Consider the following 19,141-nt stretch of genomic DNA (forward strand, 5'->3'; position numbering starts at 1 on the left):
GGCATACGCTCTGATACATGAGTTTGCGTCTGAGCACCGTGATCCTGCCCGTCCGCCGTTGGCACGAGGGCGGCAAGGAGCGCTGGCAGCGGGCCGAGCAGCTGGGCTTCCACACCGCGTACACCTACGACCACCTCTCCTGGCGGACCTTCCGCGACGGACCCTGGTTCGGGGCGGTGCCGACCCTGACCGCGGCGGCGGCCGCCACCGACCGGCTGCGCCTCGGCACGCTCGTCACCTCGCCGAACTTCCGGCACCCGGTGACCCTCGCCAAGGACCTGATCACGCTGGACGACGTGTCCGACGGCCGGATCACCCTCGGCATCGGGGCGGGCGGCAACGGCTTCGACGCCACCGCGCTGCGCAGGACGGGCAAGGAGCCGTGGACCCCGCGCGAGCGCGCCGACCACTTCGGGGAGTTCCTGCCGCTGCTCGACCGCCTTCTTACAGAAGACGTCGTTTCGTACGACGGTGAGTACTACTCGGCGTCCGAGGTCCGCAACATCCCCGGCTGTGTGCAGCGCCCCCGGCTGCCCTTCGCGGTGGCCGCCACCGGTCCGCGCGGGATGAAGCTCGCCGCGCGCCACGGGCAGGCGTGGGTGACGACGGGCGACCCGAAGCTCTTCGAGAACGGCACTCCGGAGCAGTCACTTCAAGCCATTCGCGGACAGGCCGAGAAGCTCGGTGCGGCCTGCGAGGCCATCGGCCGCGACGCCGCCGAGCTCGACAAGATCCTTCTCACCGGCTTCACCCCGGACCGCCCCCTCGACTCCTTCGACGCCTTCGTCGATTTCGCGGGACGCCACGCTGAGCTGGGCTTCAACGAGATCGTGCTGCACTGGCCGCTGCCGGGGACCGACTTCGCGGCGGACGAGAAGGTCTTCGAGCGGATCGCCACAGAGGCGCTGGTCCAGCTCGGCGGTGGCACAGTAGGGGCGTAAAGGCACTCAAATGTGCGCCCCAGCGCACGCCCGTGCACGCAGATGCGGGACAATCGATGGCGTGACCTCAGCTACCCCACGGCCCCAGTCCCCGACCGCCCCCGTCCCGCACCGGCCCAAGGCTCGGCTGATCGCCACGGACCTGGACGGCACACTGCTGCGCGACGACAAGTCCGTGTCGGACCGCACGGTGGCCGCGCTCGCCGCCGCCGAGGAGGCCGGCATCGAGGTGTTCTTCGTGACCGGCCGCCCGGCCCGCTGGATGGACGTCGTCAGCGACCATGTGCACGGCCATGGCCTCGCCATCTGCGGCAACGGCGCGGCCGTCGTCGACCTGCACGACGGCTCGGGCGGCCACCGCTTCGTGAAGGTGCGGGAGCTGCGGCGCGAGGACGCGCTCGGCGTCGTCCAGATCCTGCGCGCGGCGGCCCCCGGCACGTCCTTCGCGGTCGAGCGCACCGGCGGGCTGCACATCGAGCCGACGTACCCCCCGCTGCATCTGGAGCCGGGGGAGAGCGTCGCGCCCGCGGAGAAGCTCCTCGCGGAGGAGTCCGACGCCGCGAACCAGCCCATCCTGAAGGTCCTCGCCTTCCACCCCGAGCTCGCGCCCGACGAGTTCCTCGCCGTGGCCCGCGCGGCCGTGGACGGCAAGGCCGAGATCACCCGCTCCAGCCCGAGCGCCCTCCTGGAGATCAGCGGCCCCGGCGTCTCCAAGGCCAGCACCCTGGCGCTGTGCTGCGCCGAGCGCGGCATCACGCCGGACGAGGTCGTCGCCTTCGGAGACATGCCGAACGACATCGAGATGCTGTCCTGGGCGGGCACGTCGTACGCGATGGGCAACGCCCACCCGGACGTGATCGCCGCTGCCTCGGGGCGCACGGTGGCCAACAACGAGGACGGCGTCGCGGTCGTCATCGAGCAGCTCCTGGGCGAACGCCGGGGCTGACAGCTCCTCTGGGCGACCACCGGGGGCCGACACTCCAAGGGAACCGCGCCCTAGAGCTGCACTCCCCGCTCGGCCAGCCACTTCTCCGGGTTCACCCCGGACCCCAGATACGGAGTGAGCCGCACCTCGAAGTGGAGGTGCGGCCCCGTCGAGTTGCCGGTCGTCCCCGCCTGGCCGAGCCACTGCCCCGGAGCCACCCGCTCCCCCTGGTCGACGGCGGCGGCGGCCAGATGCGCGTACTGCGTGTAGTAGCCGCCCTCGTGCGCGACCACGACCTCGATGCCGAAGGCGCCGCCGCAGGACACGCTCACCACGCGGCCCGCGCCGACCGACCGCACCGGCGCCCCGATGTCGACCGCGAAGTCCTGCCCCGTGTGCCGCCGGGACCAGCGAGCGCCCGCGCTGCCGAAGCCCGCCGACAGCTCGTACGTCTCCACAGGCGTCGTCCACGCGCGCGTGGAGGGCGTCTCCGGCTGATCGAGCCGTACGGCACCACGGCACTGCCCGGCCGCGACCGACCGGTCCGCCTCGCCCTGGAGGGTCCACTGCGCCGACGCCAGCTTCGCCTCGATGCCGCGCTTCAGCTCCGCCAGGTGCTCGTTGCGCTGGTCGAGGGTGCGCTTGGCCCGGTCCGCGGTGCGCTTGGCCTCGGCGAGCCTGGCAGCCGCGCGCTGGGTCTTGGTGACGGCGTTGGTGACGGCCAGATCCGCCTGCCACAGGGCCCGCTGACCGCGCATCAGGTCCTCGGGGCTGTCCGCGAGCAGCAGTTGGGCGGTCTGGGGGAGTCCGCCACCGGTGCGGTACTGGGCGCTGGCCATCCGGCCGAGGTCCCCGTGCAGCACCTCGACCGCGCGCCGCTCCTTCCGGAGGAGTCGGTCCAGTTTCCGGACGTGCGCCCGCTGCACCTTGGCGGCCCGCTTGCCCTCTTCGTAGTGCAGCGTCGCCGTGGACGCCTCTTCGTAGAGGCGCGCCACCTCGGCGCCGGCGCTCGGCCCTTCGGAGGCGCCGGCCGGCGCGGGAACGAGGAGCGCGCACAGCAGTACCGACACGGTGACGAGCGGATGGCTACCGCGGTGGCTCAGGCGCATGTCACGGAACGTTGCCCGGCCGCCGACGCCGTGGCCTGCCGTGCTCGTACACCCGGGGCACCCGGTGCCCCGAACAGCCCACTGCCGTACGGCCGAACAGGGGCCTACGGAGAGGCCGGGTTCGCTGACGCCCCACCTGTAGAAGCGGATCAGCACCCCCGTAGCGGCCCGTTCAGTACGGCGCCTGCCACACCACCGCTCCAGTACGGCGCCTGCCACCCACCACCTCAATACGGCGCCTGCCACACCACCGACGTGCCGCCGCCGTCCGCCCCGATGCCGGGCCCGTACCAACTGTCCCCGCCCAGCGACTCCGCGCGCCTCTTGAGGTTCTTCAGGCCACTGCGCCGGCCGCCCTCCGCGATGCCCACCCCGTCGTCCGAGACGGTCAGGCGCACGCCCTGCTGCCCGTCGGGGAGGATCACCGTCGAGTCGACGACGACCTCGATGCGGTCGGCGCCCGCGTGCCGGAACGCGTTGGACAGCGCCTCGCGCAGGGCCGCGATGAGGTTCTTGCCGGTGAGCTCGCCGACCACCGTGTCCACGGGCCCCACGAAGTGGTGCGAGGGCTTGAACCCGAGAGGAACGGCCGCCATGTTGATCTCGCGCAGGACGCGCGTACGCAGCCCCGAAGGCGCCTCCGCAGGACCCTGCTGCAAGGCGAAGATCGCCGTACGGATCTCCTGGATCGTCACGTCCAGCTCGTCGACGGCCTTGCCCACACCGGTCTGCACCTCGGGCACGACGGACCTGCGCTGCGCGCTCTCCAGCATCATCCCGGTGGCGAAGAGCCGCTGGATGACGAGGTCGTGCAGGTCCCGCGCGATGCGGTCCCGGTCCTCGTACACGGCGAGCCGCTCCCGGTCGCGCTGTGCCTCGGCCATCATCAGCGCGAGCGCGGCCTGCGAGGCGAACTGGGTGGCGAGGGTCCGCTCGGTCTCGGTGAACGGCCGTGCGCCACGCGCGCGTGGCGTCACGAGCGTCCCCAGGACGCGGCCGTCGCTCTGCAGCGGCAGCATCATCACCGGCCCGTAGCCGCGGGCGAGATCGGTCAGGATGCGCGGGTCCGTTGCCGCGTCGTCGAGGAACACGGACTCCCCGGCGAGCAGATCGGCGATGATCCGGCTCTCCGCGGGGATGACCACGCCGAGCGCCCCGGAGGGTTCCTCGGAGGAGACGGCGACGATCTCCATGCCGCCCTCGTCGTCGGGCAGGAGCACGATCCCGGCGGCCGAGTCCGCCAGGTGCCGGGCCTGTTCGGCGACTACGGAGAGGGCCTCTTCGGCGTCGCTGCCCGAGAGGAGAGCCGTGGTGACGGCCACGGAGCCGTCGATCCAGCGCTCCCGTTGCGTGGCCGCTTCGTAGAGGCGGGCGTTGCCGATGGCGATGCCCGCCTCCGTGGCGAGCACGCGGACCATGTGCGCGTCGTACTCGTTGAACTCGGCGCCGCCTCGCTTCTCGGTGAGGTAGAGGTTGCCGAAGATCTCGCCCTGGACACGGATGGGGACGCCGAGGAAGGTCCGCATCGGCGGGTGGTTCGCCGGGAATCCGCAGGAGCGCGGGTCGGCGGAGAGGTCCGCGAGGCGGAGGGTCTCGGGCTGGTGGATGAGGGCGCCGAGCAGCCCCTTGTGTCCGTCGGGAAGGTGCCCGATCCGCTCGGCGGTCTCCTCGTCGACGCCGAAGTAGACGAAGTCCGAGAGCCCCGTGCCGTCCTCGGAGACGACGCCGATGGCCGCGTAGTGGGCGTCCGCGAGCTCGGCCGCCGTCTCGCAGATGCGGTCCAGCGTGCTGTGCAGCTCAAGGCCGGCGCCGACCGACCGCATCGCCTCCAGGAGCTGCGGCAGCCGCGCGGTCAGCTCGGGGGAGAGGCCCTGCAGGCTGCGGGTCGCCCGCGTCGCCGCCGCCACGGGATCCATCGGCTCCGGAGTGCCGTCGGGGCGCGGCGAGGCGGCGGGGGACGAGGCGGCTGACATGCCTTGAGGGTAGTTAGTCCTATTTGGCGAGGAAAGTCGGGGCTGCTCTCCGGACACGACGGACCTTCCCTCGCCCCTCAGCAGCACGTCAGCACGTCACGCGACCGCCGGCCCCACCGTCAGCCCGCCGCCATCAGCCCGCCACCGTCAGCAGCAGATCCGCCGCGCTCTCCCGCTCCCGCATACGCCGCAGCGGACCGTCGACCGCCGCCAGCTCCGCGTAGCCGCCGCGCTGCACGACCCGCCCCTCGTCGAGGACGATCACCTCATCGACCGCCTCAAGACCGGCGAGCCGGTGCGTGATGAGCAGCGTCGTACGCCCCTCGGTGGCGGCAAGGAGGTCGTCGGTGAGGGCGTCGGCGGTCGGCAGGTCGAGATGCTCGGCGGGCTCGTCGAGGACGAGGACGGGGAAGTCGGCGAGCAGCGCGCGGGCCAGGGCGATGCGCTGTCGCTGTCCTCCGGAGAGGCGCGCCCCGTGCTCGCCGACCAAGGTGTCGAGCCCGTCGGGCAGCGAGTCGGTCCACTCCGTGAGCCGGGCCCGCGCCAGCGCGTCGCGCAGTTCGCCGTCGCTCGCGTCCCTCCGCGCGATGAGCAGGTTCTCCCGTACGGAGCTGTCGAAGATGTGCGCGTCCTGGGCGCAGAGCCCGACCAGCTCACGCACGGTGTCACCGTCGAGGGAGGCGGCGTCCGTGCCGCCCAAGGTGTAGGTCCCCTCGCTCGTCCCGAGGAAGCGCAGCAGCACCTGGGCGAGCGTCGTCTTGCCGGAGCCCGAGGGACCGACGACGGCGATCCGCCGGCCCTGCTCCAGCGTCAGGCCGACACCGGCGAGCGCGTCGCGGCCCTGACCCTCGTGGCGGGCGTGCAGACCTTCGACATGGAGCGGGAAAGGCGTCTGCGGGCGCTCTGCGGGCTCGCTGGGCTCGGGGACGGGTTCGGGGGCGTCGAGGACCTCGTAGACCCGCTCAGCGCTCTTCCTGACGCGCTGGCGGTACTGCACGGCGAGCGGCAGCCCGAGCACCGCCTCGAACGCGGCGAGCGGCGTCAGGACGACGACGGCGAGCGCGACCCCGCTCAGCCTGCCGTCGTGCACCGCCTGTACGCCGACGAGGGCGGCGGCGGCCACGGTGAGCCCGGACGCGAGCGCGCCGAGCCCGTCGCCGAGCGCGGTGGCCGCGGCGGTCCTGGACGCGATCCGGGTCAGCTCGGCATCGGCTTCCTTCGCCGCGGCGGTACGCCGGGGCAGCGCGCCGGCGACCGTCAACTCGGCGGTCCCGGTGAGCAGATCGGCGACCCGCGTGGCGAGCACCCCGCGCGCGGGGGCGAGCCTGCGCTCCGCGCGGCGGGCGACCGCTCCGGAGAGCAGCGGTACGCCCACGCCCGCGAGGAGCAGGCCCACGGCGAGGACGGCGCCCGCCTCGGGGAGCAGCCAGGCGGTGAAGCCGACGGCTCCGGCGCCGACGGCCGCGGCGGCCGACGCGGGCAGCAGCCAGCGCAGCCAGTAGTCCTGCAAGGCGTCGACATCGGCGACGAGACGGGAGAGGAGGTCGCCGCGGCGGCTCTTCCTGAGCCCGGCCGGGGCGAGGCGTTCCAGGCGCCGGTAGACCGCGACGCGGGTGTCGGCCAGCATCCGCAGCACGGCGTCGTGCGAGACGAGGCGCTCGGCGTAGCGGAAGACGGCGCGGCCCATGCCGAAGGCGCGGGTCGCCGTCACGGCGATCATCAGGTACATCACCGGCGGCTGCTCGGACGCCCGGCTGATCAGCCATCCCGAGGTGGCCATCAGCCCGACGGAACTGCCGATCGCAAGGGACCCCAGCAGCAGCGCCAGGGCGAGCTTGCCCTTCCGCTGCTGAGCCATCCCCCGCAGCCGGGCCAGCACCCCGGCGGCCGAGCGGGACTCCGCGGATGTCGACGTCGATGTCGATGTCGATGCCGACGCAGCCACCGAATCGCTCTGCTCGCCCCCCGTGTCGGCAGACGCTCCGCTCGGCGCAACAGCCGGGGACAAGCCCCCCTGCCGGGCACCGACATGAGCGGCGTCCAGCCGAACGACCCGGTCGGCAACGCCCAGCAGCGCCGGCCGATGCACCACCAGCAACACAGTCCGCCCGACAGCGAGCAGCCGGACCGCCTCGACGACCCCCGCCTCGGTCTCTCCGTCCAACGCGGCCGTCGGCTCATCGAGGAGCACCACAGGCCGATCGGCGAGGAACGCCCGCGCCAGCGCGAGCCGCTGCCGCTGCCCGGCGGAAAGCCCGGCCCCGTCCTCCCCCAGCAAGGTCTCCACGCCACCCGGCAGCTCCGACACGAACTCCCAGGCCCCCGCCGCCCGCAGGGCCTCCCGCACCGCGTCGTCCCCCGCGTCGGGGCGCGCGAGCCGCACGTTCTCCGCGATGGAACCGGCGTACAGATGAGGCCGTTGCGGAACCCAGGAGATCCGCTCGCGCCACCGCTCGGGCGAGACGTCCGCGAGGTCGACGCCCCCGACACGTACCCGCCCCTCGGCGGGCTCGACAAAGCCGAGGACGACATCGAGGAGCGTCGACTTGCCCACCCCGCTGGGCCCGACCAGAGCCACCGTCTCGCCCGGCTCCACCGTGAACGACACCCCGGAGACCGCGTCCGCCGCCCGCCCCGGATACCGGACCGTCACGCCCTCCACGCTCAGCGTCCCCGAAGGGGCCGCCGCCTCCCCCGTGGCCCGCACCGGGGTCTCCAGGACCTCGAAGATCTCTTCGGCGGCCGAGAGTCCCTCCGCCGCCGCGTGGTACTGCGCCCCGACCTGACGCAGCGGCAGATAGGCCTCGGGCGCGAGGACGAGGATGACGATCCCGACGTACAGATCCATGTCCCCATGGACGAGCCGCATCCCGATGGTCACCGCGACCAGCGCCACCGACAGCGTCGCCAGCAGCTCCAGTGCGAATGACGACAGGAAGGCGATGCGCAGCGTACGCATCGTGGCCTGCCGGTACTCGCCCGTGATCCGCCGGATCGACTCCGCCTGTGCCTTGGCCCGGCCGAAGACCTTGAGCGTCGGGAGGCCCGCCACCACGTCCAGGAAGTGGCCCGAAAGCCGGGAGAGGAGCCGCCACTGACGGTCCATCCGGTTCTGGGTCGCCCAGCCGATAAGGATCATGAAGACCGGGATCAGCGGCAGGGTCACGACGATGATCGCCGCCGACACCCAGTCCTCGGTGACGATGCGGGCGAGCACCGCCACCGGCACCACGACCGCGAGCCCCAACTGGGGCAGATAGCGCGAGAAGTAGTCGTCGAGCGCGTCGACGCCCCGCGTGGCCAACGAGACGAGCGAGCCCGTCCGCTGACTGCTCAGCCAACCGGGGCCCAACTGCCCGGCCCGTTCCAGCAACCGTCGCCGCAGCTCCGACTTGACCACCGCGCTCGCCCGGTGCGCCGCGAGCTCGGTGAGCCAGGCGACGAGCGCCCGTCCCGCCGCGACCACCGCGAGCAGGACGAGCGGCGTCCCCAGGTCGCCGAGGGCAAGCCCCTCCTGGAAGGCGCCCACCACGACCTCGGCGACGAGCATCGCCTGGGCGATGACCAGGCCCGCCCCGGCGACGCCGAGGACCACCACCGCGATCAGGAAGAACCGGGTGGCACGGGCGTACCGGAGCAGACGCGGGTCGATCGGTTTCACGTGAAACACACCCTCCGAAGGACGGAGAACTGGACTACGGCCAGGACGGTCGGAACGGACTCAGTGCGCGGCGTCGGTGATCTCGGTACGCAGCGTCGGTGATCTCAGTGCGCAGCGTCAGCGATGTGCTGCGTACCGATCCGCTTGCGGAACACCCAGTAGGTCCACGACTGGTAGAGCAGCACGACCGGCGTCGCGATGGCCGCACACCAGGTCATGATCTTCAGGGTGTAGGGGCTCGACGAGGCGTTGGTGACCGTGAGGCTCCACTCGTCGTTCAGCGACGACGGCATGACGTTCGGGAAGAGCGTCAGGAAGAGCATCGCGACGGCCGCGGCGATCGTGATGCCGGAGAGCGCGAACGACCAGCCCTCGCGTCCCACCTTGATCGCCCCGATGGCACCGACGAGCGCGACCACGGCCACGATCATCGCGACCAGGCTCTTGCCGTCGCCCTTGTCGGCCTGCGTCCAGATCAGGAAGCCGAGCGCGAGCACGGCCGTGACCAGCCCAAGACCGAGCGCCATCTTCCGTGCCCGCACCCGGATGTCGCCCACCGTCTTGAGCGAGGCGAACACCGCGCCGTGGAAGGTGAAGAGCGTCAGCGTGACGAGCCCGCCGAGGATCCCGTACGGGTTGAGCAGATCCCAGAAGTTGCCCACGTACTCCTTGTGGGCGTCGATCTTCACGCCCCGCACGATGTTGGCGAAGGCCACGCCCCACAGGAACGCCGGGACCAGCGAGGTCCAGAAGATCGCGTGCTCCCAGTTGGTCTGCCACTTCTCCTCGGGCCGCTTCGCGCGGTACTCGAAGGCGACACCGCGCACGATCAGGCAGAGCAGGATGATCAGCAGCGGCAGATAGAAGCCGGAGAACAGCGTCGCGTACCACTCGGGGAAGGCGGCGAAGGTCGCGCCGCCCGCCGTGAGCAGCCACACCTCGTTGCCGTCCCAGACGGGGCCGATGGTGTTGATCAGGACCCGCTTCTCCACCCGGTCACGGGCGAGCAGCTTGGTCAGGACCCCGATCCCGAAGTCGAAGCCCTCCAGGAAGAAGTAGCCGATCCACAGGACGGCGATCAGCACGAACCAGACGTCGTGAAGTTCCATGTCGATCAACTCCCTCAGTACGAGAAGGCCATGGGCCGGTCGGCATCGTCATCGGCGTCGGAACCCTTGCCCGATCCCGGGCCGCCGATCTTGGTCGGCGGGTTGAGGTCCGCCTCGGTCAGTTCGGGCGGCCCCTGCCTGACGTACTTGAGCAGCAGCTTCACCTCGATCACGGCGAGGATCGCGTAGATGGCCGTGAACACGATCAGCGAGGTGAGCACCTCACCCTGCGAGACGCCCGGCGAGACCGCGTCCTTGGTGCGCAGCACTCCGTAGACCACCCAGGGCTGACGCCCGGTCTCGGTGAAGATCCAGCCCCAGGCCGTACCGATGAGGGGGAAGATCAGCGTCCACTGGGAGAGCAGCCACCACCACTTGCCGAGCTTCGGCGCCAGCTCCTTGTTCTTGGTGAGCATCAGCTTCGGGATCTCGTCGCCGCCGGTGCGGTGCTCCGGGGCGAGCCAGAACTTCTTCCGCGTGAGCCAGAGGCCGGCGGTGCACAGGGCCATCGAGACCCCGCCGAAGCCGATCATCCAGCGGTAGGACCAGTACGCGGTGGGGATGTTGGGCCGGTAGTCGCCGGGTCCGAACTTCTCCTGCGACTCCCTGTTGAGGTCGTTGATGCCGGGGATCTCGGCACTGAAGTTGTTCTTGGCGAGGAAGGACAGTATCCCGGGGATCTCGATGGCGACGTCGTTGTGCCCCTTGGAGACATCGCCGTACGCGAAGAGCGAGAACGGCGCCGGCTTCTCCGTCTCCCACAGGGCCTCGGCGGCCGACATCTTCATCGGCTGCTGCTCGTACATGACCTTGCCGAGGGTGTCGGCGCTGACGACGGTGAGCAGGGTGCCGACGAAGGCGGTGACCAGGCCGAGCCGCATCGACATCCGCATGGTGCGGATGTGCTGCTTCTTGCGCAGGTGGAAGATCGCGATGCCGGTCATGAAGGCGCCGCCGACCAGGATCGCCGCCGAGATGACGTGGAAGAAGTTGACGAGGGTCGTCTCCTGGAAGAGCACCTTCGAGAAGTCGGTGAGCTCCGCGCGCTTGGCGCCGTCCCGCTCCACGATCTTGTAGCCGACCGGGTGCTGCATAAACGCGTTCGCGGCGATGATGAAGTACGCCGACAGGACGGTCCCGATGGAGACGATCCAGATCGTGGCGCAGTGCAGCTTCTTCGGGAGCTTGTCCCAGCCGAAGATCCACAGCCCGATGAAGGTCGACTCGAAGAAGAACGCGATGAGGGCTTCGAAGGCGAGCGGGGCCCCGAAGACATCACCGACGAAGCGCGAGTAGTCGGACCAGTTCATGCCGAACTGGAACTCCTGGACGATGCCGGTGACGACACCCATCGCGATGTTGATCAGGAACAGCTTTCCCCAGAACTTGGTCGCCCGGAGGTAGTGCTCCTTGCCCGTGCGGACCCAGGCCGTCTCGAGGATCGCCGTGAGGGCGGCCAGCGAGATCGTCAGGGGGACGAACAGGAAGTGGTAGACGGTCGTGATGCCGAACTGCCATCGCGCCAGAGTCTCGGGCGCCAGAGCCAGGTCCACGCGTCTTCTCCTTACGTGTCGTGGTCACATCGGCAGTTTGCCCCTTTAATCCCACCTATTTGGGACTAACAGGACACGCTTGTGAACGCGTTCACATTCACAAGCATTATGGCGTACGGCCTGCCGGCGCATGCAAGGGGGGTCCCCTTACTGCAGGGAACCGAAGGGAACGGGGCTGAAGCCCCGAGGAAAGTGCGACGGAAACGCGACGAAGGCCTTGGAACCCTCCCCCGAGGACTCCAAGGCCTTCCCAATCGCTTCAACATATTGTTGAATCCGCGCCATGCAGACGCAGCAGACGCAGACACAGATACGCATCATCTGGCCCGCAGGACACCTGACCGCGACGATCGAGGACACCCCGACCGCCCAGGCCCTGAGCAAGGTCCTGCCGCTCTCCGCCACCGCCAACACCTGGGGCGAGGAGGTCTACTTCGACACGGGCGTGAGCGTCCCGCTCGAGGACGGCGCCCGGCAGGTCGTCGAGCCCGGCACGGTCGCCTTCTGGACCGACGGCGACGCGCTCGCCCTCCCCTACGGGCCCACCCCGATCTCGCGGGGCGACGAATGCCGCCTCGCGAGCCCGTGCAACGTCCTCGGCCGGATCGACGGCGACCCCAGGCTGCTCGCCACCGTCCGCTCCGGCGACCCCATCCGCGTCGAGACCGCCTAGGAGCCGTCGAGACCGCCTGGGAGCCGTCGAAATCGTCTGGGGCTACAGCTCCTTGCGGAACGCCTGCGCCGCCTGGAGGAAGATGTCGTTGGCCTCGGTCTCGCCGATCGTGGCCCGCATCCCCTCGCCGGCGAACGGCCGCACGACCACGCCGGCCTTCTCGCAGGCCGCCGCGAAGTCCGTCGTCCGCTCCCCGAGCCGCAGCCAGACGAAGTTCGCCTGCGTCTCGGGCACCGTCCAGCCCTGCGCCCGCAGCGTCTCGACCACGCGCGTGCGCTCGGCGACCAACGAGCCGACCCGGCCCATCAGTTCGTCCTCGGCCCGCAGCGAGGCCACCGCCGCGTCCTGCGCGAGCTGGCTCACGCCGAACGGCACCGCCGTCTTGCGCAGCGCCGCGGCCACCGGCTCATGGGCGATCGCGAAGCCGACGCGGAGGCCCGCGAGGCCGTACGCCTTGGAGAACGTACGCAGCACGGCGACATTCGGCCGGTCCCGGTAGAGCTCGATGCCGTCCGGCACCTCGACATCACGGATGAACTCGCGATAGGCCTCGTCGAGCACCACGAGCACATCGCCCGGCACCCGGTCCAGGAACCGCTCCAGCTCGGCCCGGCGCACCACCGTGCCGGTCGGGTTGTTCGGGTTGCAGACGAAGATCAGCCGCGTCCGGTCGGTGATCGCGTCGGCCATCGCGTCCAGGTCGTGCACGTCCCCGGCCGTCAGCGGCACCTTCACCGACGTCGCACCGCTCACCTGCGTGATGATCGGGTACGCCTCGAAGGACCGCCAGGCGTAGATGACCTCGTCGCCGGGGCCGCAGGTGGCCTGGAGCAGCTGCTGCGCGACGCCGACGGAACCGGTGCCCGTCGCGACGTGCGACACCGGCACCCCGAAGCGGTCGGCGAGTTCACTCATCAGGCCGGTGCAGGCCATGTCCGGGTAGCGGTTGAAGGAACCGGCCGCGGCGAGCGCGCTCTCCATGACGCCGGGGAGCGGCGGATACGGGTTCTCGTTCGAGGACAGCTTGTACGCCACCGGACCATCGGCCGCGGCGGGCTTGCCGGGCTTATAGGTGGGGATACCCTCCAGCTCGGCACGCAGCCTCGGGCTCGTCTCGCTCACCGCAGTCCTCCTCTGAAACGCCTGAACATCTGTACGCCTGAAATCCCTGACTTCAATACTCCTCACCTTATGAGGATTCAGCCCGGCTGCGAATGGGTCGGCGGCATCGATGTAGACACCCCCGGGGCATCGAAGGACGAAGGCGTACGAAGAGGGGGGAGCGCTCCCTGTTGTGCCGTGCGCCGGTGGCTCACTCCGTGGCGCGCATCACCCGTGAAGGTGAGTTGAGACCTCTTCGAAACATCGCTCATTTGGCAGGCGTGCACGCGACGACAAGGGACCGACTCCCCTGAATCCCGCCAACTCCCTTGCAATCCAAGGTCATTGACCCGCTTCCGCCATGCAGAAACGTGCCTGTCAACGAGTGAATATGCGCCCGCGCTACCCACCCTCATGAGCCCTACTATCGGCTCGCCATGACAGCAGCAGGGAACCACCAGGTGAGCCGAGCGGAGACCGCCCGCCGGGGCAACCGGCAGAGCCGAGCGGGCATCAGAGACGTCGCCGCCGCCGCCGGTGTCTCCATCACGACTGTCTCCGACGCTCTTAACGGCAAGGGGCGGCTCCCGGACGCCACCCGACGCCATGTCCGCGAGGTCGCAGAACGGCTGGGCTATCGCCCTTCCGCGGCGGCCCGCACGCTCCGTACCGGCAAGTCAGGACTCATCGGCCTGACCGTGACGACGTACGGGGATGAACCTTTCACCTTCACCGAATTCGCGTACTTCGCGGAGATGGCCAGAGCCGCGACCTCGGCCGCGCTCGCCCGCGGCTACGCCCTCGTCATCCTGCCCGCCACCTCGCGGCGCAGCCCGGTCGACGTGTGGTCGAACGTCGCGCTCGACGGCACCGTCGTCGTCGATCCGTCCGATCACGACCCCGTCGTGAGCGAACTGGTCCGCCAGGGCCTCCCGGTGGTCTCCGACGGCCGCCCGGCCGGGTCGCTGCCGGTCACCGCCTGGGTCGACAACGACCACGAGGCCGCCGTACTGGAGATCCTCGACCATCTGGCGGCGGCCGGCGCCCGCCGGATCGGCCTGCTCACCGGGACCACCACGGACACGTACACCCATCTGTCCACGACGGCCTATCTGCGCTGGTGCGAGCGCGTCGGCCAGGACCCCGTGTACGAGTCCTACCCGGCCCACGACCCCTGCGCGGGCGCCGTCGCCGCCGACCGGCTGCTCGCCCGCCCCGACCGTCCCGACGCCGTCTACGGCCTCTTCGACCCGAACGGCACCGACCTCCTCGCGGCGGCCCGCCGCTACGGACTGCGCGTACCGGACGACCTGCTGCTGGTGTGCTGCAGCGAGTCGACCGTCTACGCCACCACCGAGCCGCCCATCACCACGCTCTCGCTGAAGCCGCGGCGGATCGGCACGGCCGTCGTCCAGCTGCTCATCGACGCCATCGAAGGGCTCGATTCGGGCCGCCCGGTCGAGCAGGTGATACCGACGGAGCTGATCGTGCGCACCTCGTCCGAGCGACGTCCGCCGCGTACGACGGTCAGCCCGCCCCGCTCGCCCGGCACCGGCTGAGCGGACGGCGTATCCAGAAGGGCCCGACCGGGCAGGTTGCGGGGGCCGATCGGCGGGGAGGACATCCCTGCCGATCGGTGCTGCCTGGCGCCGACCGGTACGGCCCGGTCGTGATCTGTGGGGAAACCTCTGCCCAATTCGGGAGAAAACCTCGGTGAACTGGGGTCCAGCACTGATTCACCACCCCTGGTGCACCACACAGCGCGAGTCGCATTCCTATGATGGGCGGACGACACCGCGGGCCGCTGCGACCAGGCAGTCCGATCTCGGTGCAGATGCGGCGCAATGGTGGTGGAGGGGTCGATGACTCAGGGGGCCGGTCAGGGACCCGATGTGCGGACGGCGACGCTGCGCGACTTCCGCGTACCGGCGTACGTCCATGAGACCGGTCCGGTCGACGGAAGTGCGAGGGACGCGGCGGCTGTGGGCGGCTCCGGGGACCTTCCCGGCGTACCGGACGACGGCTACACCCCCACCCAGCGCGATCTCCCCGTCATCAACCGCGGCGACACCGTGCAGGTGAACGTGCAGGCCATGCCGGAGCCCCCGCAGGCACCGGCCGGCGACGGGCACGGCCCGCTGTATGTCGTCGGCGATGTGCACGGCTACCTGGACGAGCTGCTCACGGCACTGCACGAGCAGGGCCTCATCGACGGCGAGGGCGACTGGTCCGCGGGCAACGCCCGCCTCTGGTTCCTCGGCGACTTCACCGACCGCGGCCCCGACGGCATCGGCGTCATCGACCTCGTGATGCGCCTGTCCGCCCAGGCTGCGGCCGCGGGCGGCTACTGCAAGGCGCTGATGGGCAACCACGAACTGCTGCTGCTCGGCGCGAAGCGGTTCGGCGACACCCCGGTCAACTCGGGCGCGGGCACCGCCACCTTCCAGGCCGCCTGGCTCCTGAACGGCGGCCAGAAGACCGACATGGAGCGTCTGGAGGACCACCATCTGCAGTGGATGGCCCGCCTGGACGCGATCGAGGCGGAGGACGGGCATCTGCTCATGCACTCCGACACAACCGCCTATCTGGATTACGGCGACTCGATCGAGGCCGTGAACGACACCGTCCGCGAGACACTCACGCGCAACGACGCGGACGAATGCTGGGACCTCTTCCGGAAGTTCACCAAGCGCTTCGCCTTCCGCGACGAGTCGGGCCCCGCTGCCGTACGCGAACTCCTCGACATGTACGGGGGCAGTCGCATCGTCCATGGCCACAGCCCCATCCCGTATCTGCTCGGCGATGTCGGCTCGGAGGATGACTCGGACGGCGGCGGCCCCGTCATCGAGGGACCACATATCTACGCAGACGGCCTGGCCATCGCCATGGACGGCGGAGTGACCATGGCCGGAAAGCTGCTGGTCTGCCAACTCCCCCTGGATAGCTGAGCGTTCGCTGGGCAAGCGCACCACTACAGGATCACGCTGGCCAGGGGGCCTATTTCTGGAAACCCCCTGTCACCGCGTGCCGTCACGGCTCTACCATCGGCTTATCCGTAGCAGGCTCCCCTCCGTTTCTGCCCGACGGCTCGTACCCATGCGAGTCACCAAGCCCTACGGAGCATCGGGGGATGCACATGAACAGCGCTCCACACCTGCTCAATGAGGACCGCCCCGAGTTCGAGCGGATCCTCGATGAGGCGCTGCGCACCGCACCGAATCGTCCGGATCTTGCCGCAGTGGGCCAGCGGCTCAACACCGAGCAGCTGCGCACCATGGCCCTGAACGCCACTGCGCTGATCACGGCCGCCGCCACGACCGAGTACACGCACTATGTGAAGGTCCGCGAGCAACTGCGCGAGAGCGGATCTGCCGCACCATCGATACGGGAACGGAGCAGCCAGAGCGAGGCGGAAGCCGGTTCGGGCGGCCTCGGACTCGCCACCACGATGGGGGAGGTGACCGCCGAGACCTCAGGGGCGGGGGCGATCGCCGTCGTCGCGGTGCTCGCACCCGTGCTCGCCGGGGCGGCCGCCGCGATCTTCCTGCTGGTGGGCTACATCCTGAAGATGCTCAACCCCGAGCCCGCCTTCGCGGACACCCTGCTCACCGCGGGATGGCTGTTCGGCGCGCTCACCGCGGGAGGCATCCTGGTCGCCGCGATCGGGCTGCTCCTGACCGCTCTGCGCAACGGCTCCACCTCGCTCCAGGCGGACTCGCACGGAGAACGGAACGAGGAGGTGGTCCGCGCCAGGGAAGCCTGGGGCGAGGCACTCCTGGAGCGCGGCGTCCTGCCGTTCCTGCGGGAGGCGCTCGCGGATCCGGGGGCGGCGCACGTGGCCCGTACGCCGTCGGCGGACCCGAGCAGCCGCATGCCTCAACTGGGCTACCACCGGCCCGGGTTCAGCAGCCCTGACGGCGGGCCCTCCGCGGGCCCGCGGCCGAGCTACTCGAGCCCGGACTTCTCGAGCCCGGACTTCGGCGGGCCCGACCACAAGCCGGAGTAGCGGGGCGCCGCGAGCGGGCACGGCTGTGGGTCCCCCAACGGCTGTTGGGAGACCCACAGATTCGCGCTGTCCGGATGCCTCCGGGGATTCGGCGGCTCAGTCGGCGATCGGCAGGTACACGCGGTTTCCGGCTGCCGCGAACTCCTTGGACTTCTGCTCCATGCCCGCGGCGATCTCGTCCTGGTCCAGGTCGCCGCCGTGCTGCCTGCGGATGTCCTGGGAGATCTTCATGCTGCAGAACTTCGGCCCGCACATCGAGCAGAAGTGCGCCGTCTTCGCGGGCTCGGCCGGCAGCGTCTCGTCGTGGAACTCCCGCGCGGTGACCGGGTCGAGGGCCAGATTGAACTGGTCCTCCCAGCGGAACTCGAAGCGCGCGTCCGAGAGCGCGTCGTCCCAGTCCTGCGCGCCCGGGTGCCCCTTGGCGAGGTCGGCTGCGTGGGCCGCGATCTTGTACGTGATGACACCGGTCTTCACGTCGTCACGGTTGGGCAGGCCCAGGTGCTCCTTGGGCGTGACGTAGCAGAGCATCGCCGTGCCCCACCAGCCGATCATCGCGGCGCCGATGCCGGAGGTGATGTGGTCGTAGGCGGGGGCGATGTCCGTGGTGAGCGGGCCGAGCGTGTAGAACGGCGCCTCCTCGCAGATCTCCTGCTGGAGGTCGATGTTCTCCTTGATCTTGTGCATCGGGACGTGACCGGGGCCCTCGATCATCGTCTGTACGTTGTGACGCTTGGCGATCGTGTTGAGTTCCCCGAGCGTCTTCAACTCGGCGAACTGCGCCTCGTCGTTGGCGTCCGCGATCGATCCGGGCCGCAGGCCGTCGCCGAGCGAGTACGTCACGTCGTACGCCGCGAGGATCTCGCAGAGCTCCTCGAAGTGCTCGTAGAGGAAGCTCTCCTTGTGGTGCGCCAGACACCAGGCGGCCATGATCGAGCCACCGCGCGAGACGATGCCGGTCTTGCGGCGCGCGGTGAGCGGGACATACGGAAGGCGCACGCCCGCGTGCACCGTCATGTAGTCCACGCCCTGCTCGGCCTGCTCGATGACCGTGTCCTTGTAGATCTCCCAGGTCAGCGCCTCGGCCTGGCCGTCGACCTTCTCCAGGGCCTGGTAGAGCGGCACGGTGCCGATGGGGACGGGGGAGTTGCGCAGGACCCACTCGCGGGTGGTGTGGATGTTGCGCCCTGTGGAGAGGTCCATGACCGTGTCGGCGCCCCACTTGGTCGCCCAGGTCATCTTGTCCACCTCCTCCTCGATGGAGGAGGTGACCGCGGAGTTGCCGATGTTGGCGTTCACCTTCACCAGGAACCTCTTGCCGATGATCATCGGCTCGATCTCCGGGTGGTTCACGTTCGCGGGGATCACCGCGCGGCCCGCGGCGACTTCCTCCCGGACGATCTCGGGATCGATGTTCTCCCGGATCCCGATGAACTCCATCTCGGGCGTGATCTCGCCGCGACGGGCGTACGCCAGCTGCGTCACCGCCTGGCCCTGGCGGCCGCGGCGAGGCTGGCGCGGGCGGCCGGGGAAGACCGCGTCGAGGTTCTTGAGCCCGCCGCGCGGCGAGGTGTGCTTGATGCCGTCGTCCTCGGGACGGGGCGGGCGGCCCACGTACTCCTCGGTGTCGCCGCGGGCGATGATCCAGTTCTCCCGCAGCGGCGGCAGACCGCGGCGGACGTCGGTCTCCGCGGCCGGGTCGGTGTACGGCCCTGAAGTGTCGTACAGGGTCACGGCCTTGCCGTTGGTGAGGTGCACCTGGCGGACCGGCACGCGCAGATCGGGGCGTGAGCCCTCGACGTACGCCTTGTGCCAGCCGATGGACTTCCCGGCCTCCGCGCCCTCGGGCGTGCTGGAGGCAGGCGTGCGTGCGTCCGATGTGGTCATGAGACCTACTCCCTACGCCGGCATTACCCGGTAACAGGTTCGGCGGTCGACGCAGCGGATTCCGTACTGCTCGTGCACTCTTGTGCCGATTCGTACGGAGGTCAGCGCCCTCTCAGCCCGGTGCTCCGAGCTCCCGCGATTGCAAAGGTGCCTCCACGCTAGCGTCATATCGGGCGCGCTGAACAGAGGGCCCCCTCCGTTCTTGC

The 19,141-nt window shown here is 70.2% G+C and carries 13 protein-coding genes and 1 riboswitch; of the genes, 6 read left to right on the plus strand and 7 right to left on the minus strand.

All coding sequences use genetic code 11. The features are described from left to right. Window positions 1–17: 17 nt before the first annotated feature. A complete protein-coding gene (locus tag ACIBKX_RS21980; protein WP_363270374.1) occupies window positions 18–941 on the plus strand; it encodes an LLM class flavin-dependent oxidoreductase in 924 nt (307 codons plus the stop codon). A gap of 61 nt (window positions 942–1,002) precedes the next feature. After that, window positions 1,003–1,887 (plus strand): Cof-type HAD-IIB family hydrolase, encoded by an 885-nt coding sequence (locus ACIBKX_RS21985; protein WP_363270373.1) that lies wholly within the window; start codon window positions 1,003–1,005, stop codon window positions 1,885–1,887. Between the two features lie 50 nt (window positions 1,888–1,937). Here ACIBKX_RS21985 and ACIBKX_RS21990 read toward each other — a convergent pair whose 3' ends face one another. From ACIBKX_RS21990 to ACIBKX_RS22010, 5 genes are all read right to left on the minus strand, one after another. Beyond that, window positions 1,938–2,975: a peptidoglycan DD-metalloendopeptidase family protein gene (locus ACIBKX_RS21990; protein WP_363270372.1), complete on the minus strand. Its 1,038-nt coding sequence runs from the start codon at window positions 2,973–2,975 to the stop codon at window positions 1,938–1,940. Window positions 2,976–3,202: 227 nt separating this feature from the next. Beyond that, on the minus strand, window positions 3,203–4,948 hold the full coding sequence (locus ACIBKX_RS21995; RefSeq protein WP_399375862.1) for a GAF domain-containing sensor histidine kinase: 1,746 nt from the start codon (window positions 4,946–4,948) through the stop codon (window positions 3,203–3,205). 133 nt (window positions 4,949–5,081) lie between these two features. Further along, a complete protein-coding gene (cydD, locus tag ACIBKX_RS22000; protein ID WP_363270371.1) occupies window positions 5,082–8,609 on the minus strand; it encodes a thiol reductant ABC exporter subunit CydD in 3,528 nt (1,175 codons plus the stop codon). Window positions 8,610–8,713: 104 nt separating this feature from the next. Beyond that, window positions 8,714–9,718: a cytochrome d ubiquinol oxidase subunit II gene (gene cydB, locus ACIBKX_RS22005; RefSeq protein WP_363270370.1), complete on the minus strand. Its 1,005-nt coding sequence runs from the start codon at window positions 9,716–9,718 to the stop codon at window positions 8,714–8,716. Window positions 9,719–9,732: 14 nt separating this feature from the next. Then, complete coding sequence (locus ACIBKX_RS22010) at window positions 9,733–11,271, minus strand: cytochrome ubiquinol oxidase subunit I (RefSeq protein ID WP_363270369.1); 1,539 nt, start codon at window positions 11,269–11,271, stop codon at window positions 9,733–9,735. 283 nt (window positions 11,272–11,554) lie between these two features. Between ACIBKX_RS22010 and ACIBKX_RS22015 the strand changes: the two genes are divergently transcribed. Beyond that, window positions 11,555–11,944, plus strand: a complete 390-nt coding sequence (locus tag ACIBKX_RS22015; RefSeq protein WP_363270368.1) for a cyclophilin-like fold protein — start codon at window positions 11,555–11,557, stop codon at window positions 11,942–11,944. Between the two features lie 42 nt (window positions 11,945–11,986). Here ACIBKX_RS22015 and hisC read toward each other — a convergent pair whose 3' ends face one another. Further along, on the minus strand, window positions 11,987–13,066 hold the full coding sequence (gene hisC / locus ACIBKX_RS22020; protein WP_363270367.1) for a histidinol-phosphate transaminase: 1,080 nt from the start codon (window positions 13,064–13,066) through the stop codon (window positions 11,987–11,989). Between the two features lie 416 nt (window positions 13,067–13,482). On the opposite strand from hisC, the gene ACIBKX_RS22025 reads away from it, so the two are divergent. The 3 genes from ACIBKX_RS22025 to ACIBKX_RS22035 all read left to right on the plus strand — a co-directional run bounded on the left by ACIBKX_RS22025 (window position 13,483) and on the right by ACIBKX_RS22035 (window position 17,051). Continuing rightward, window positions 13,483–14,604, plus strand: coding sequence for a LacI family DNA-binding transcriptional regulator (locus ACIBKX_RS22025; protein ID WP_160506062.1), 1,122 nt, complete (start codon window positions 13,483–13,485; stop codon window positions 14,602–14,604). Between the two features lie 288 nt (window positions 14,605–14,892). Further along, entirely contained in the window at window positions 14,893–15,993 is a 1,101-nt protein-coding gene (locus ACIBKX_RS22030) for a metallophosphoesterase (RefSeq protein ID WP_399375998.1), read from the plus strand. 182 nt (window positions 15,994–16,175) lie between these two features. Then, window positions 16,176–17,051, plus strand: a complete 876-nt coding sequence (locus tag ACIBKX_RS22035) for a hypothetical protein (RefSeq protein WP_363270365.1) — start codon at window positions 16,176–16,178, stop codon at window positions 17,049–17,051. A 96-nt stretch (window positions 17,052–17,147) separates the two neighbouring features. Here ACIBKX_RS22035 and thiC read toward each other — a convergent pair whose 3' ends face one another. Then, complete coding sequence (thiC, locus tag ACIBKX_RS22040) at window positions 17,148–18,935, minus strand: phosphomethylpyrimidine synthase ThiC (RefSeq protein WP_363270364.1); 1,788 nt, start codon at window positions 18,933–18,935, stop codon at window positions 17,148–17,150. Beyond that, window positions 18,928–19,082, minus strand: a riboswitch (TPP riboswitch). (Overlaps the previous gene by 8 nt.) Window positions 19,083–19,141: the final 59 nt, after the last annotated feature.

Source organism: Streptomyces sp. NPDC050658 (genome assembly GCF_044457025.1).
Lineage (GTDB): Bacteria > Actinomycetota > Actinomycetes > Streptomycetales > Streptomycetaceae > Streptomyces.

Excerpts from the sequence above, each read along its gene's own strand:
- ACIBKX_RS21980 (WP_363270374.1), top strand. The coding sequence starts at position 18 with ATGAGTTTGCGTCTGAGCACCGTGATCCTGCCCGTCCGCCGTTGGCAC.
- ACIBKX_RS21990 (WP_363270372.1), bottom strand. The coding sequence starts at position 2,975 with ATGCGCCTGAGCCACCGCGGTAGCCATCCGCTCGTCACCGTGTCGGTA.
- ACIBKX_RS21995 (WP_399375862.1), bottom strand. The coding sequence starts at position 4,948 with ATGTCAGCCGCCTCGTCCCCCGCCGCCTCGCCGCGCCCCGACGGCACT.
- cydB (WP_363270370.1), bottom strand. The coding sequence starts at position 9,718 with ATGGAACTTCACGACGTCTGGTTCGTGCTGATCGCCGTCCTGTGGATC.
- ACIBKX_RS22015 (WP_363270368.1), top strand. The coding sequence starts at position 11,555 with ATGCAGACGCAGCAGACGCAGACACAGATACGCATCATCTGGCCCGCA.
- ACIBKX_RS22025 (WP_160506062.1), top strand. The coding sequence starts at position 13,483 with ATGACAGCAGCAGGGAACCACCAGGTGAGCCGAGCGGAGACCGCCCGC.
- ACIBKX_RS22035 (WP_363270365.1), top strand. The coding sequence starts at position 16,176 with ATGCACATGAACAGCGCTCCACACCTGCTCAATGAGGACCGCCCCGAG.
- thiC (WP_363270364.1), bottom strand. The coding sequence starts at position 18,935 with ATGACCACATCGGACGCACGCACGCCTGCCTCCAGCACGCCCGAGGGC.